General features: G+C 65.4%; 14 protein-coding genes and 1 pseudogene. 4 read left to right on the top strand and 11 right to left on the bottom strand.

The features are described from left to right. Nucleotides 1-45: 45 nt before the first annotated feature. Entirely contained in the window at nt 46-489 is a 444-nt protein-coding gene (locus CAL12_RS12330) for a winged helix-turn-helix transcriptional regulator (protein WP_198298432.1), read from the bottom strand. Between the two features lie 111 nt (nt 490-600). Between CAL12_RS12330 and CAL12_RS12325 the strand changes: the two are divergent. Further along, a pseudogene (locus CAL12_RS12325) lies at nt 601-1,827 on the top strand (MFS transporter); the annotation flags it as partial. Here the strand turns inward: CAL12_RS12325 and CAL12_RS12320 are convergent. After that, nucleotides 1,790-2,428 (bottom strand): glutathione S-transferase family protein, encoded by a 639-nt coding sequence (locus tag CAL12_RS12320; RefSeq protein ID WP_232464789.1) that lies wholly within the window; start codon nt 2,426-2,428, stop codon nt 1,790-1,792. The pseudogene CAL12_RS12325 and the gene CAL12_RS12320 sit on opposite strands and share 38 nt — an antisense overlap. Before the next feature lie 88 nt (nt 2,429-2,516). Beyond that, nucleotides 2,517-3,503: a LysR family transcriptional regulator gene (locus CAL12_RS12315; RefSeq protein ID WP_420042771.1), complete on the bottom strand. Its 987-nt coding sequence runs from the start codon at nt 3,501-3,503 to the stop codon at nt 2,517-2,519. Nucleotides 3,504-3,714: 211 nt separating this feature from the next. Here CAL12_RS12315 and CAL12_RS12310 point away from each other — a divergent pair, with 211 nt between their 5' ends. From CAL12_RS12310 to CAL12_RS12300, 3 genes are all read left to right on the top strand, one after another. After that, complete coding sequence (locus CAL12_RS12310; protein WP_086064705.1) at nt 3,715-4,701, top strand: Bug family tripartite tricarboxylate transporter substrate binding protein; 987 nt, start codon at nt 3,715-3,717, stop codon at nt 4,699-4,701. Nucleotides 4,702-4,826: 125 nt separating this feature from the next. After that, entirely contained in the window at nt 4,827-6,275 is a 1,449-nt protein-coding gene (locus tag CAL12_RS12305) for an N-acyl-D-amino-acid deacylase family protein (protein WP_086064704.1), read from the top strand. Further along, nucleotides 6,272-6,988 (top strand): aspartate/glutamate racemase family protein, encoded by a 717-nt coding sequence (locus CAL12_RS12300; RefSeq protein WP_269768436.1) that lies wholly within the window; start codon nt 6,272-6,274, stop codon nt 6,986-6,988. The genes CAL12_RS12305 and CAL12_RS12300 overlap by 4 nt, the downstream gene beginning before the upstream one ends. A gap of 1 nt (nt 6,989) precedes the next feature. On the opposite strand, the gene CAL12_RS12295 is transcribed toward CAL12_RS12300, so the two are convergent. From CAL12_RS12295 to CAL12_RS12260, 8 genes are all read right to left on the bottom strand, one after another. Then, nucleotides 6,990-7,322 (bottom strand): helix-turn-helix domain-containing protein, encoded by a 333-nt coding sequence (locus CAL12_RS12295; protein WP_086064702.1) that lies wholly within the window; start codon nt 7,320-7,322, stop codon nt 6,990-6,992. Then, nucleotides 7,319-7,663: a type II toxin-antitoxin system RelE/ParE family toxin gene (locus CAL12_RS12290; protein WP_086064701.1), complete on the bottom strand. Its 345-nt coding sequence runs from the start codon at nt 7,661-7,663 to the stop codon at nt 7,319-7,321. Before CAL12_RS12290 ends, CAL12_RS12295 begins: the two co-directional genes overlap by 4 nt. 83 nt (nt 7,664-7,746) lie before the next feature. After that, a complete protein-coding gene (locus CAL12_RS12285; protein WP_086064700.1) occupies nt 7,747-8,448 on the bottom strand; it encodes an ABC transporter ATP-binding protein in 702 nt (233 codons plus the stop codon). Further along, the gene (gene livG / locus CAL12_RS12280) at nt 8,448-9,215 is read right to left on the bottom strand and encodes a high-affinity branched-chain amino acid ABC transporter ATP-binding protein LivG (protein WP_086064699.1); all 768 of its coding nucleotides are present in this window, start codon (nt 9,213-9,215) and stop codon (nt 8,448-8,450) included. Before livG ends, CAL12_RS12285 begins: the two co-directional genes overlap by 1 nt. Beyond that, the gene (locus CAL12_RS12275) at nt 9,212-10,444 is read right to left on the bottom strand and encodes a high-affinity branched-chain amino acid ABC transporter permease LivM (protein ID WP_086064698.1); all 1,233 of its coding nucleotides are present in this window, start codon (nt 10,442-10,444) and stop codon (nt 9,212-9,214) included. The genes livG and CAL12_RS12275 overlap by 4 nt, the downstream gene beginning before the upstream one ends. Next, complete coding sequence (gene livH, locus CAL12_RS12270) at nt 10,444-11,370, bottom strand: high-affinity branched-chain amino acid ABC transporter permease LivH (RefSeq protein WP_086064697.1); 927 nt, start codon at nt 11,368-11,370, stop codon at nt 10,444-10,446. Before livH ends, CAL12_RS12275 begins: the two co-directional genes overlap by 1 nt. Nucleotides 11,371-11,469: 99 nt before the next feature. Next, nucleotides 11,470-12,585, bottom strand: coding sequence for a branched-chain amino acid ABC transporter substrate-binding protein (locus tag CAL12_RS12265; protein WP_086064696.1), 1,116 nt, complete (start codon nt 12,583-12,585; stop codon nt 11,470-11,472). Between the two features lie 209 nt (nt 12,586-12,794). Next, nucleotides 12,795-13,487, bottom strand: a complete 693-nt coding sequence (locus CAL12_RS12260; protein WP_086064695.1) for a VIT1/CCC1 transporter family protein — start codon at nt 13,485-13,487, stop codon at nt 12,795-12,797. Between the last annotated feature and the right edge of the window lie 6 nt (nt 13,488-13,493).

Below are 13,493 nucleotides of genomic sequence, written 5' to 3'. Positions count from 1 at the left end.
AGGCCGAAACCTGGTCTCTGTCCAATTGCGGCCGTTGATTTCGCCTTACGTCACTTTCCGCACTTCGGTCGCGGCGGGCAGCAGCACGGAGCCATCGGAAGCCTGCGGCGCCATGCGCGCAATCGGCTTGCCGGTGCGAGTTTCGATCAGCACCGAATGGCGTTCGCCGCGCGTGAACAGATGCTGTTCGCCCCACTGGCGCAGCGCCACTACTACGGGAAACAGACTTTCGCCCTGTGGCGTCAGCACGTATTCCTGGTAGGCCGTGCCGTCCGAAGCATCCCTCGTTTCGAGGATGCCCGCGTCAACCAGTTTGCGCAGGCGATCGGAAAGGATGTTGCGGGCCACGCCCAGCTTGCGCTGGAAATCGCCAAAGCGGTGCGTGCCGTCGAACGCGTCGCGCACGATCAGCAGCGACCAGCGATCCCCGACCACATCGACGGCGCGAGCGACAGGACAGGGTTCGTCGTTGGTAGGGCGGCGCGGCACGACTTCTCCAGGCAGACAGCAGTAGTCAGGGTTAATAGTTGCATTTTAAAACCACATGCCCTAGCATTCAATCGGTTTTGTTTTAAAACCGGATTGCATGGATCGAGACACATGAAATCATCGCTGACTGCCGATATGCCGCGCGGCCTGGTGCTGCTGTTTGCCGCCGCCAGTGGCCTGAGCGTGGCGAATGTGTACTACGCACAACCCCTGCTGGATGCGCTGGCCCGCGACTTCGGCATCAGCCATGCCGCCGTGGGGGGCGTGGTGACAGCCACCCAGATCGGCTGTGCCTTGGCTTTGTTGCTGCTGGTGCCGCTGGGTGATCGGGTGGACCGCCGCCGATTGATGGCGGTGCAACTGCTAAGCCTGGTGGCGGCATTGGCGACGGTCGGCATGGCGCAGTCCGCATCTGTCCTGCTGGCGGGCATGCTGGGGGTTGGGCTGCTGGGCACGGCGATGACGCAGGGCCTGATCGCCTATGCGGCCAGCGTCGCCGCGCCCCACGAGCAAGGGCGGGTCGTCGGTACGGCACAGAGTGGCGTGTTCATCGGCCTGCTGCTCGCGCGGGGGGTCGCGGGGGTCGTCAGCGACCTGGCGGGCTGGCGAGGTGTGTATTTCTGCGCCGCCTTGCTGATGCTGGCGATCGCGCTGCCGCTGTGGCGGCGGTTGCCTGCCTTGGCGTTGGCAGCCCATCCTATGCCTTACTCGCGTCTGATCGTCTCCATGCTGACGCTGCTGCGGGAAGAAAAAGTGCTGCAAGTGCGCGGTACGTTGGCGCTCTTGATGTTCGCCGCGTTCAACATTTTCTGGAGCGCGCTCGTGCTGCCGTTGAGCGCGCCGCCGTACCGCTTTTCGCACACCGTCATCGGTGCATTTGGCCTGGTCGGTGTGGTAGGCGCCCTCGCCGCCGCGCGTGCCGGACAGTGGGCCGATCGTGGCCATGCCCAGCGCACCAGCGCGGCGGCGCTGGCGGTATTGTTGCTGGCCTGGTGGCCGCTGTCGCTGATGCAATGGTCGCTGTGGGCACTGGTGATAGGCATCGTCCTGCTCGATCTGGGTGGCCAGGCGCTGCACGTCACCAACCAGAGCCTGATCTTCCGCACTCGCCCGGAAGCCCATAGCCGGCTGGTCGGCCTTTACATGCTGTTCTATGCGGTGGGCAGCGGGCTGGGCGCCATCGCTACCACCCTCACCTACGCCCACGCGGGCTGGAAAGGCGTGTGCTTGCTCGGTGCGGCGGTCAGCCTGCTGGCCCTGTGCTTCTGGCGGACGACCATCCCGCCGCGGCGGCCGACGGTCAATCCCCGGCGCCGGAAAAATGCCGATGCAGGACGTCGCGAATCCGGGGATGTCCCGCCGCCTGGTCGGCCACCGCGGCCAGGCGCGGGCAGTGCTCGTCGAACCATGCGCGCCGAGGACGCCAGTGCGTCATGACGGCCACATAGAGATCCAGCGCGGTCAACTGCTCGCCCAGCACGTGCGGTTCGCCGACCTGTTCTTCGATGGAGCGCCAGAGCACTTCCCGGCGGTCGTCGGTGGCCGCGCGCAGCTTTTGCGCCGCTTCGCCCTCGCCGGTCCAGCGCGCCGGATCGTCGCCGTAGGTGAAGGTCGGATACACCGCGGCGCCGAGGCGCACCAGGATTTCGAAGAAACGCGCGCGCGCCAGGCCGCCCGCCGCCGGCACCAGGTTGGCATGCGGGGCGGCGTCGTTCAGATGCAGGATCATGGCGGCGCTTTCGGTCATCACGGCGCCGCCCGGCAAAATCAGCACAGGCACCTGACCCAGCGGATTGAGTCCCAGCAGGCGGTCGCGGCCCGGTCCGGGCTTGAGGTAAGGGATGTCGGTGATGCGGGCGTCCAGGCCCGACAGGCGTAATGCGGCTTCGACGATGGCCGAGCCGCAGCCCCGCGAACCGATCAATTCGTAGTGCGTCATGGCGGCGCTCCCCTGCGAGTCATCCCGTGCGGGCCGCGTGGCGGCGGATGCCCTGGCACTGTACACCCGCGCCGCGGCCGTCGACGCATCAGGACGTAACCGGATCCCCGAACACGGGCGGCGGCTCGCTGGCGAGTACGCCGCGCAGCACCTCCAGGAAGCGATGCGCCATCAGCGGCAAGGGTTGCAGCCCGGAATAGGTCGCCCAGATCCCCACGCTGGCGGCGGGTTCGATCGGCCGCACCGCGACGGAACGCCGCAACTCCGGCCCGACGCACCAGGCGTCGACCAAGGCGGGCCCCAGCCCTTGCTGGACAAAGGCAGCTGCCGTAACCGGCGAGTGGACCTCCATCGCCGCCGCATGGGCCGGCGCGCCGTCGAAAAAGCTGGCCAGCACGCGGCCCAGCGGCGCTTCGGCGGGATAGCCTATCCAGTCCACCGACGAGAAATCCCGCGCGCGCACAACCGGCTGCGCCGCCAGCGCATGGCCGGGCGGCAGGATACAGACCACCCGGGAGCTGCCCAGCTCGACGGCGGCAAGGTTAGGATGATCAGGGGGACGCATGGAGACCGCGATGTCGGCATGTCCCCCCAGGAAATATCCCGCCAGTTCGTCGAAGGTCGCGGTGCGGTAATCGACCCGGACGCGCGCCCGCGCCGCACGCAGCGCCCGCAAGGCCATGGGCACCATGCGCTGGCCGTAGCTGGCGCTGGAGACGACGCGCAGCATGCCAGCGCCGGATTCGCCCAGGGTGGTGGCAAGCTCGTTGACGCGCTGGATGCCGCCGTACACCTGCTCCACCTCGGCGTACAGGCGCCGCGCCTCCGCGGTGGGGGTCAGGCGGCTGCGCGACCGTTCGAACAGCGGGTAGCGCAGCCGGCTTTCCATCAGGGCCAGCACGCGGCTGATGGCCGGCTGCGACACGTGCAGCATGCGGCCGGCGCCGCTGATGGAGCCTGACAGCATGATGGCGCGGAAAACCTCGATCTGGCGCAGGTTCAGCGGCGGGCGGGCGCCGCCGGGGTCGCCGCGCGAACCGGGGTCCGGCGCGCCGTCGTCACGGGATGGCGACACGGGTTGAGCCTCTGGCGGCCCGGAGCGCATGCGCCGCGGGCCGAAAAGTAAGGAGTCCTGGATAACTCGCGATTATAGGTTTTCCATATTTTTTGATATGCGGGCGGTGCGGGGCTGGTGGTACCTTCCCCGCTTTGACCCGGACGGCGGCCCTGTCCCGCCCCCGGGTCGCACGACCGCAGCCACTCAAACCAAGCAAGGGGAACGGACAATGTCCACCATCCAGCAGTTCCGCCGCTGGGCCGCCGCAACGGCCCTGATCGCCATCGCCGGCAGCGCAGCCGCCGCCGGCGCCAACTGGCCCGACCATCCCGTCACGTTCATCGTGCCGTCGGCCGCCGGCGGTTCGCCGGACGTGCTGTCGCGCCTGGTCACCGCGCAGGTGGCCAAGCAGACCGGCGGGACCCTGGTTATCGAAAACCGCCCAGGGGCGGCCGGCAATATCGGCATCAACCTGGTCAAGCGCGCCGCGCCGGACGGCTACACCATCGGCTACGGCAACATCAACACGCTGGCGGTGAACCGCTCGTTGTTCAAGAAGCTGCCCTACGACGTGGACAAGGACCTGGTGCCTGTCGTACACATGATGGACCTGTACAACGTGCTGGTCGTGCCGGCCGATTCACCCGCCCATAGCGTGCAGGAGCTGATCGACCTGGCCCGCAAGAACCCCGGCAAGCTGTCCTACGGGGCGCCCGGCGTGGGCACCACGGGGCATATGGGTGGCGAGTTGTTCAAGAGCATGGCGAAGATCGACGTGATGTTCATTCCCTACAACGGCGGTCCCGCCGCCATCCAGGACCTGCTGGGTGGCCGTATCGACTATCTGTTCGCCAACTCTTCCGAAGCCGTGCCGCTGGTCAAGAGCGGCAAGGTGCGCGCCCTGGGCGTCAGCAGCCTGAGGCGCCTGGACCTGCTGCCCGAGGTCCCCACGCTGGACGAGGCCGGCCTGAAGGGCTATGAAACCGTGGCCTGGGGCGGCGTGGTCGCGCCGCATGGCACGCCGCCGGACGTGGTCGCCAAGATCAACGCCGATATCAACCAGGCCCTGAAGGCGCCGGAAGTCCGCGAAGGCCTGGCCACCCTGGGCGCCGTGCCGGCCGGCGGCTCGCCGGAAGATTTCAAGAAGCTGATCGATAGCGAAACGGCAAAGTGGCACGACATCATCGAAACCGCCCACATCGAGAAACTTGACTGAAGGGTAACCACCCCCGAAGCGCTGACGCGCTTCCCCCTCAAGGGGGCGCCGCCGGCGGACCGGCAAAGCCGGCTCCGCCGCGGCCCCGATTGAACCGACACCCGTTTTCTGCGGGGGACCATGATATGAATGCCGATTTGATTCTGCGTAATGCCACCGTTATCGATGGCACCGGTAAGCAGCGCTACACCGCCGACGTGGCGATTGCCGGCGAGCGGATCGCCGGCATCGGCGGCTTCGACGCCGCCGATGTACCGGCCGTCGACGCGCGGGGTCAGGTGCTCGCGCCCGGTTTCATCGACTCGCACACCCACGACGACGGCTACCTGCTGGCGCATCCCGACATGACGCCCAAGGTCTCCCAGGGCATCACCACCGTGGTCACCGGCAACTGCGGCGTCAGCCTCGCGCCGCTGGTGGCCGAGCAGATCCCGCAGCCGCTGGACCTGCTGGGGCCGCCGGCGCTCTTCCGCTTCAAGACCTTCGCCGGTTGGCTCGATGCGCTGCGTGCCGCGCCGGCCGCCGTCAACGTCATTCCGCTGGTCGGCCACACCACCCTGCGTGTCGCCGCCATGGCGGACACGGACCGCGCCGCCACCGACGACGAAATCGCCGCCATGCGCGCGATGATGGAAGAAGCCATGGCCGCCGGCGCCTTCGGCATGTCCACGGGCACCTTCTATCCGCCCGCCGCCCACGCCCCCACCGACGAAATCATCGGCGTCGGCGCGCCGATCCGCGCCCACGGCGGCCTGTACGCCACCCACCTGCGCGACGAAGCGGACCACATCGTCCCGGCCATGGAAGAAGCGCTGGCGATCGGCAATGCCCTGGACTGCCTGGTCGTGTTCTCCCACCACAAACTGGCCGGCGAGAAAAACCACGGCCGTTCGGCGGAAACGCTGGCACTGATGGAACGCGCCGGCGCCATGCAGCCGGTATGCCTCGACTGCCATCCCTACCCCGCCACGTCCACCATGCTGCGCCTGGACCGCGTCCGCATCTCGCGCCGTACCATGATCACCTGGTCCAAGGGGCATCCGGAAGCCAAGGGCCGCGATTTCGCGGACGTGATGCGCGAACTGGGGCTCACCGAAGAGGAAACGCTGCAAAAGCTGTCCCCCGCCGGGGCCATTTATTTCCTGCTCGACGAGCAGGACGTCAAGCGCATCATGACCCATCCGCTGGCGATTGTGGGCTCCGATGGCCTGCCCTTCGATCCTCACCCGCATCCCCGGCAATGGGGCACCTTCACCAACGTCCTGCGCACGCTGGTGCGCGAGCAATCGTTGCTGTCCCTGGAAGAAGCCATCCACAAGATGACCGGCCAGGCCGCCCGCAACTACGGTGTGGCCGAACGCGGGCTGCTGCAGCCGGGCTATTATGCCGACCTGGTGCTGTTCGACCCCGACCGTGTCTCCGACCGGGCGACCTTCGACCAGCCGGTCCAGGTCAGCCAGGGCATCGAGGGCGTATGGGTCAACGGCCGCCGGGTCTGGAAGGACGGCGCCGCCGGCACCGAACGCCCCGGCCAGGTGCTGACCCCCACTCGGAAACCGGAGTCCCTGCAGTGAACGATGCGCATCCCGGCTGTTATCTGGGCATCCTGGGCGGCATGGGCCCCATGGCCGGCGCCGCCTTCGCCTTGCGCCTGGCCGCCCTCACGCCCGCCGACCGCGACCAGGATCACATTCCCGCGGTCCTGCTGAACGATCCGCGCGTGCCGGACCGCACGGCCGCCACGCGCGGCGGCGAAGATCCCCTGCCCTATCTGCTGCGCGGCATTCGCTTCCTGAACGACAGCGGCGCGCGCCTGATCGCCATTCCCTGCAATACGGCGCACCTGTGGTACGAGCAGATGGTGCAGGCCTCGCGCGCCCCCGTCCTGCACATCATCGAATCCGTCGTCGAAGACCTGCACCGCCGCGGCATACGCGAAGGCAGGATAGGCTTGATGGGCACGGAAGCCACCTTGCGCCTGGGCCTGTATCAGCGCACCCTGGAACGCCATGGCTACGAATGCATCGTACCCAGCGAGGACGAACAGGTCGCCTATTGCACCAAGTCCATCCTGGCCGTGAAGGCCAATCGCCTGGCCGAAGCCTACGAACCCGCCGCCGCCTGCGTCCGCCTTCTGGAGTCGCGCGGCGCCGTGGCGGTCGCCCTGGGCTGCACCGAACTCCCCCTTGCCATCCCCCACGACCGCCGCATGGAGTTCGACGTGCCCATGACGGACTCGATCGATGCGCTGGCGCTGGCGGTGATTCAGCGGTATCAGGCCGAATAGCTTAGCCAATAGCCAGCCGAACCGGTTTTCCTACCCGGCTCAACATCTCGACCAGCGTGTCGATGGTGAATTTCGATGTCTTCTTGTTCACCACATCAGACACGCGCGGGCGCGACACCATCAGAATCTCAGCGGCCTCGGCCTGTTTGAGATGATGCTCCGCTATCCATTCGGCCAACTCCGACATCAACTGCTCTTTGAGCAATCGGGTGTCGTTTATCTGCTTCCGTGAAGCAGCTTGCAGCCGCGCGGCCTCTTCGGCCGAAAAGCCCAGTTCCAGGAATAGGTTCGCGCCGGGTTTGGTGACATGGCGAATTTCGGTATCGATTTTCATGGCCTACCTCTTCTCGCATTGGCCACGGCACGATAGCGCGCCGTAGCTATATCCTTGTCCCGCTTGCTTATCGTCTGCGTCTTCTTCTGGAAGCAATGCAGGACATACACGGCCTCCTCGAACTTGGCGACATACATCACCCTGAAGATACCGCTCGCGTCCCGGACTCGGATTTCCCGTGTCCCAGCACCTACCTCTTCAAAAGGCTTCCAGTCGTCCGGATCCTGACCCGCCTGGATCTTGCTTAGCTGAAAACCGGCATCCCGGCGCGGCACCGCAGGAAACTGCACCAGATCATCGTAGGCGGACCCGACCCAGCGAATTTCCTTCTCACACTGCATACAACAACTTTGTATAAAATTTTATACCATAACCATGCGACTGCAAAGCGGAATGTCGGAAGCCAACAAGCAGTCGTGTCCTCTCACCCGCCCAGGTAGGCCTTGCGCACGTCCGCGTTGGCGAGCAGGTTGGCGCCGGTGTCCTGCAGCACGACGCGGCCGTTTTCCAGGACGTAGCCGCGATCGGCCACGCCCAGCGCCTTGTTGGCGTTCTGTTCGACCAGGAAGACCGTCACGCCCTGCTGGCGTATGGTGCGGATGATGTCGAAGATCTGCGCGATGATCAGCGGCGCCAGGCCCAGCGTGGGCTCGTCCAGCAGCAGCAGGCGCGGCCGGGTCATCAGCGCGCGGCCGATCGCCAGCATCTGCTGCTCGCCACCGGACATCGTGCCCGCCCGCTGTTCGGCACGCTCCTTGAGCCGCGGGAACAGGTCGTAGACGTATTCGATTCCCTGCTGGATCTCGGCCCGGTTCGAAAAGAACCCGCCCATCATCAGGTTTTCCGCCACCGTCAGGTCCTTGAACACGCGCCGCCCCTCGGGCGAGATCGCGATGCCGCTACGCATGATGCGCGAGGTTTCCTTGTTGGTGATGTCCTGCCCTTCGAAGGTGATGCTGCCGGACCGCGCGCGCGGGTTGCCGCACACCGTCATCAGCAGCGTCGTCTTGCCGGCGCCGTTGGCGCCGATCAGCGTCACGATCTCGCCCTTGTTCACTTCCACGGACACGCCGTTCAGCGCCTGGATCGCGCCGTAGTAGGTGTGCACGTTGTCCAACTTCAGCATTACTCTTCTCCCAGATACGCCTTGATGACGCGCTCATCGCTGCGCACCGCCTGCGGCGTGCCGGTCATGATGGGCTTGCCGTGCTCCATGACGAGTATGCGGTCGGAAATTCCCATGATCAGGCTCATGTCGTGCTCGATCAGCAGCACCGCCACGCCGAACTCGCGGCGCAGGCGATCGATCAGCCTTTGCAGGTCCTGCTTTTCCTGCGGGTTCAGGCCCGCCGCGGGCTCGTCCAGCATCAACAGGCGCGGCTTGGTGATCATGCAGCGGGCGATCTCCAGCCGGCGCTGGTGGCCGTAGGCCAGGTTGCCGGCTTCGCGGTTGGCGTACTGGCGCAGGCCCATGAAATCCAGCCACTGCGCCGCGCGCGCCAGCGCGTCCGCTTCCGACTGGCGGTAGGACCTCAGCTTCAGCAGCCCCGGCAGCAAGCGCGTTTCCACCTGGGTATGCTGCGCCACCAACAGGTTTTCCAGCACCGTCAGCTGCTTGAACAACCGCACGTTCTGGAACGTGCGCACCAGGCCATGGCGCGCCACCATATGGCTGGACAGGCCCGTGATGCGCTGGCCGTCCATCAGGATGTCGCCTTCCGTCGGCTTGTAGAAGCCGCCCACGCAGTTGAACACGGTGGTCTTGCCGGCGCCGTTGGGCCCGATGATGGCGAACACCTCGTCGCTCTTGACCTCGAAATCCACATGATCGACGGCCAGCAGGCCGCCGAATCGCATGCACAGCCCGGATACCTTCAATAGCACGTCGCTCATTTGTCCAGCTCCACGTGAGGACGCTTCATCGGCAGCAGTCCCTGCGGACGCCACATCATCATCAACACCATCACCAGGCCGAACATCAGCATGCGATATTCGGCGAACTCGCGCGCCAGCTCCGGCAGCACGGTCAGCAGGATGGCCGCCAGGATGACGCCTATCTGCGACCCCATCCCGCCCAGCACCACGATGGCCAGGATCAGCGCCGACTCGATGAAGGTGAAGGACTCCGGATTCACCAGGCCCTGGCGGGCGGCGAAGAACGCCCCGCCGAAACCCGCGAACATGGCACCCAGGGTGAAGGCCGACAGCTTGATGCGCGTGGGATTCAAGCCCAGCGACCGGCAGGCGATTTCGTCTTCGCGCAGGGCTTCCCATGCACGGCCCACCGGCATGCGCTTCAGGCGCGTGGCGACGAACAGCGTGATCAGCGCCAGCATCAGCGCCATCAGGTACAGGTAGACGATCACGTGCTGGTTCTGGAAGGTCAGGCCCAGCAGTTCGTGGAAGGTCTTCTGCCCTTCGACGCTGGACGTGCGCGCCATTTCGAGGCCGAAGACGGTGGGCTTGGGAATGCCCGAAATGCCGTCGGGGCCGCCCGTCAGCCAGTTCAGGTTGATCAGCAGCAGGCGGATGATTTCGCCGAAGCCCAGCGTCACGATGGCCAGGTAGTCGCCGCGCAGGCGCAGGACGGGAAAGCCCAGCACGAAGCCGAACAGCGCCGCCACGGCGCCGGAAAACGGCAGCGATTCCCAGAACGTCCAACCGCCCCAGTGATACAGCAGGGCGTAGGTATAGGCGCCCACCGCATAGAAACCGACGAAGCCCAGGTCCAGCAGCCCCGCGAAGCCCACCACGATGTTCAGGCCGAGGCCCAGCATCACGTAGATCAGCACCAGCGTGGCGATGTCCACCGAACCGCGATCGCTGAAAAACGGCCACACGATGGCCACCGCCACGATCAGCACCATCAGCCACTTGTGGCCCTGCACCGGCGCCGCCGGCAGCGTCGGCAAGGAGCCCTTCATGCGCTTGAACGGCAGGGCCAGCCACGGACGCAGCAGTTGGCCGACGAAGACCACGGCCATCGCGATGAGCACATTGCTCCAGTGCGGGTCCATCAGGGTGCGCGCCCCCTGGCGCACCAGCTGCAGGCCGAACACCGGCGTCACGATGAATGCGGTCAGGATGGCCGCGATGAATGCGTTTTTGATTTGATTCGCCATCAGACTTTTTCCACCTCGGGTTTGCCCAACAGACCGGTGGGGCGGAACAGCAGGATCAGCACGAGCAGCAGAAAAGCGATGATGTCCTTGTATTGCGACGAGATGTAGGCCGCGGCGAAGGTTTCCACCAGCCCCAGCAGGACGCCACCCAGCATGGCGCCCGGAATGCTGCCGATCCCGCCCAGCACGGCGGCCGTGAACGCCTTGATCCCGACGATGAAGCCGATGAAGGGGTTCAGCTTGCCGATGGTCAGCGCGATCAGCACGCCACCCACCGCGGCCAGCACCGCACCCAGCACGAAGGTGAAGGAAATGACGCGATTGGTGTCGATGCCCAGCAGGTTGGCCATATGCATGTCCTGCGAGCACGCGCGCGATGCACGGCCCATGCGCGAATACTTGATGAACAGCGACAACCCGATCATCAGCACCACCGTCACCACGATGATCATGACGCGCGAATACGGGATGGTGACGTCGAACTTGTTGCCCATCGTGAAATTGATGGCGCCGAAGATGATGTTGGGCACCGCCATATCGCGCGCGCCCTGCCCCAGCGCCACCCAGTTCTGCAGGAAGATCGACATGCCGATCGCGGAGATCAGCGCCACCAGGCGCGGACTGCTGCGCAAGGGCCTGTACGCCACCCGCTCCATGGCGAAGCCGTAGACACCGGTAACCGCCATCGCCGCGATCAGCATGGCGGCGACGATCAAGGGGACCGGCGCACCGCTCTGCGTGCCGATCGCCGTCAGCGTCACCAGGCCGACGTAGGCGCCGATCATGTAGATCTCGCCGTGAGCGAAGTTGATCATGCCGATAATGCCGTAGACCATCGTGTAGCCGATGGCGATCAGGGCATAAATGGCACCCAGCGACAATCCATTGAAGAATTGTTGCGTTAGTTGGGGGAGAAGGTCAGACATGTCTTATGCAGGCTCCAAATAGCACCGGCCCCGGTAATACGACCCGGAGCCGGAAACCTGGGCGTTCGAATTGAGGCCCCTGGCATGGGGCAGTCGCCATTACAGCTGGGTTTTCTTGCCGTTCTTATCCCACTTGAAAACCGCAAATTCGAAATTTTTCAAATCGCCCTTCGCATCGTATTCGACCTTGCCGATGGCAGTGTTGAAAGAGTGTTGATGCATATAGTCGGCTACCTTGGTCGGATCCTCGCCCACCGCGTTGATGCTGTCGGCGAGTATCTGCACGGCGGCATAGGCCGGCATCTGGAAGGCGCCATCCGGATCGCGTTTCTTGTCATGGAAGGCCTTGACGATGCCTTCGTTGCCGGGCAGCTTGGTGAAGTCGGACGGCAGCGTCACCAGCAGGCCTTCAATGGCCGGACCGGCGATCGCCACGAGATCCTGGTTGGCAGTGCCTTCCGGTCCCATGAACTGCACGTTCAAGCCCTGCTCGCGCGATTGGCGCAGCAGCAGGCCCAGTTCGGGGTGGTAGCCGCCGAAGTAGACGAAATCCACCCCCGCCGACTTCAGCTTGGTGATCACGGCCGAGTAGTCGCTGTCGCCGACGTTGATGCCTTCGAACATCACGACGTTCACGCCGTCTTTCTTGAGCGTATCGCGCACCTGCGTGGCAACGCCGGAACCGTAGGTCTGCTTGTCGTGCAGCACCGCGACCTTGGTCGGCTTGACGGTCTTCGCGATGTAGTTGGCGGCGTACGGACCCTGTTGGTCATCGCGGCCGATGGTGCGGAAGAAATAATGCGGCTTGATGGTATCGGTGACCAGCGGCGAGGTCGCGCCGGGGGTGATGCCGACGATATGTTCCTGCTCGTAGACATTCACGGCGGGTACCGTCACGCCCGAGCATGCGTGCGCCACGGCGAACTTGGCGCCGGAATTGACGACGCGGTTGGCGGCAGGCACGGCCTGCTTGGGCTCGCAGCCGTCGTCGATCAGGATGGGTTCGAGTTTTTTACCTTTGACGCCACCCTTGGCATTGATGGTTTCGATGGCAGTCAGCGCGCCCGCCTGGATCTGATCGCCGTACTGGGTATTGGGACCCGTCATGGGCTGGGGAATACCGATCTTGATGGTATCGGCGGCATGCGCTGCGGCGGCGAGCGTCAGCGCCCCCAGCGTGAGCGCGATCGGGGTAAGGCGTTGCAGCATAGTCATGCGAGAGATCTCCGCTAGGGTTGAGCGGCTCTGCACGTGGCAGCCGTACGGAAGGATGTTCCGGGGCGTATCGTGCATCACCGGCTTCTTGGGCAAACCACGATGTGGCGCGTATTCTGAAAGCTGGCATTCAGGCTGTCACTGGGTGTATTCCCCAATATCATCAAATCCTGGCGAACCAGTGACAGATAGCCAGGGCCAGGGCCGTCTCAGCCCGCCACGCCGAACAGCGATCCCACACCAGCCGTCAGGATGATGGCCGCCGCGCCCAGCAGCACGACCCGCGCCACCGCCTTCCCTTTCGGCGCGCCGCCCGCCCACGCGGCCACGGCGCCCAGCGCGGCCAGGCAGGCGACCGAGCCGATTCCCACCACTGGCAACCGCCACTCGGCCTGGGGCGTCAGCACGGCCAGCACCAGCGGCAACGCGGCGCCGGTCGCGAAACTGAGCGCCGATGCGACGGCCGCCTGCAACGGGCGAGCACGCGAATTCGTCGAGATCCCCAGTTCGTCGCGCGCATGGGCGTCCAGCGCATCGTGCGCGGTCAAGGCCCGCGCCACCTGCAGGGCCAGGCCGGGCGGCACTCCGCGATTCACGTAGATGTCGGTGAGCTCCTGCAGCTCCACCGCCGAATTGCGCAGCAACGCATTCTGCTCCAGCTTGAGATCGGCGCTTTCGATATCCGACTGCGACTTCACCGATACGTATTCGCCGGCCGCCATGGAAAGCGCGCCTGCCACCAGCCCCGCCAGCCCCGCCGTCAGGATGGCGCCATGGCTGCCCTGCGCGGCCGCCACCCCGGCGATCAGGCTGGCGGTCGAGACGATGCCGTCGTTGGCGCCCAATACGGCGGCGCGCAGCCACCCGGTGCGATGAATACGATGATGTTGCGGAGCCGGCATGCTACC

The sequence above is a fragment of the Bordetella genomosp. 8 genome, assembly GCF_002119685.1.
In the GTDB taxonomy this organism is placed as follows: Bacteria; Pseudomonadota; Gammaproteobacteria; order Burkholderiales; family Burkholderiaceae_B; genus Bordetella_C.
The sequence above is the reverse complement of the archived record's forward strand: the minus strand, read 5'-3'. Positions and strand labels throughout refer to the sequence as shown.

What these genes read in the sequence shown, in the direction of transcription:
- CAL12_RS12265 (WP_086064696.1), bottom strand. Translation starts at nt 12,585, where the DNA reads ATGACTATGCTGCAACGCCTTACCCCGATCGCGCTCACGCTGGGGGCG.
- CAL12_RS12275 (WP_086064698.1), bottom strand. Translation starts at nt 10,444, where the DNA reads ATGGCGAATCAAATCAAAAACGCATTCATCGCGGCCATCCTGACCGCA.
- CAL12_RS12295 (WP_086064702.1), bottom strand. Translation starts at nt 7,322, where the DNA reads ATGAAAATCGATACCGAAATTCGCCATGTCACCAAACCCGGCGCGAAC.
- CAL12_RS12305 (WP_086064704.1), top strand. Translation starts at nt 4,827, where the DNA reads ATGAATGCCGATTTGATTCTGCGTAATGCCACCGTTATCGATGGCACC.
- CAL12_RS12310 (WP_086064705.1), top strand. Translation starts at nt 3,715, where the DNA reads ATGTCCACCATCCAGCAGTTCCGCCGCTGGGCCGCCGCAACGGCCCTG.
- CAL12_RS12285 (WP_086064700.1), bottom strand. Translation starts at nt 8,448, where the DNA reads ATGCTGAAGTTGGACAACGTGCACACCTACTACGGCGCGATCCAGGCG.
- livH (WP_086064697.1), bottom strand. Translation starts at nt 11,370, where the DNA reads ATGTCTGACCTTCTCCCCCAACTAACGCAACAATTCTTCAATGGATTG.
- CAL12_RS12290 (WP_086064701.1), bottom strand. Translation starts at nt 7,663, where the DNA reads ATGCAGTGTGAGAAGGAAATTCGCTGGGTCGGGTCCGCCTACGATGAT.
- CAL12_RS12260 (WP_086064695.1), bottom strand. Translation starts at nt 13,487, where the DNA reads ATGCCGGCTCCGCAACATCATCGTATTCATCGCACCGGGTGGCTGCGC.
- CAL12_RS12320 (WP_232464789.1), bottom strand. Translation starts at nt 2,428, where the DNA reads ATGACGCACTACGAATTGATCGGTTCGCGGGGCTGCGGCTCGGCCATC.
- livG (WP_086064699.1), bottom strand. Translation starts at nt 9,215, where the DNA reads ATGAGCGACGTGCTATTGAAGGTATCCGGGCTGTGCATGCGATTCGGC.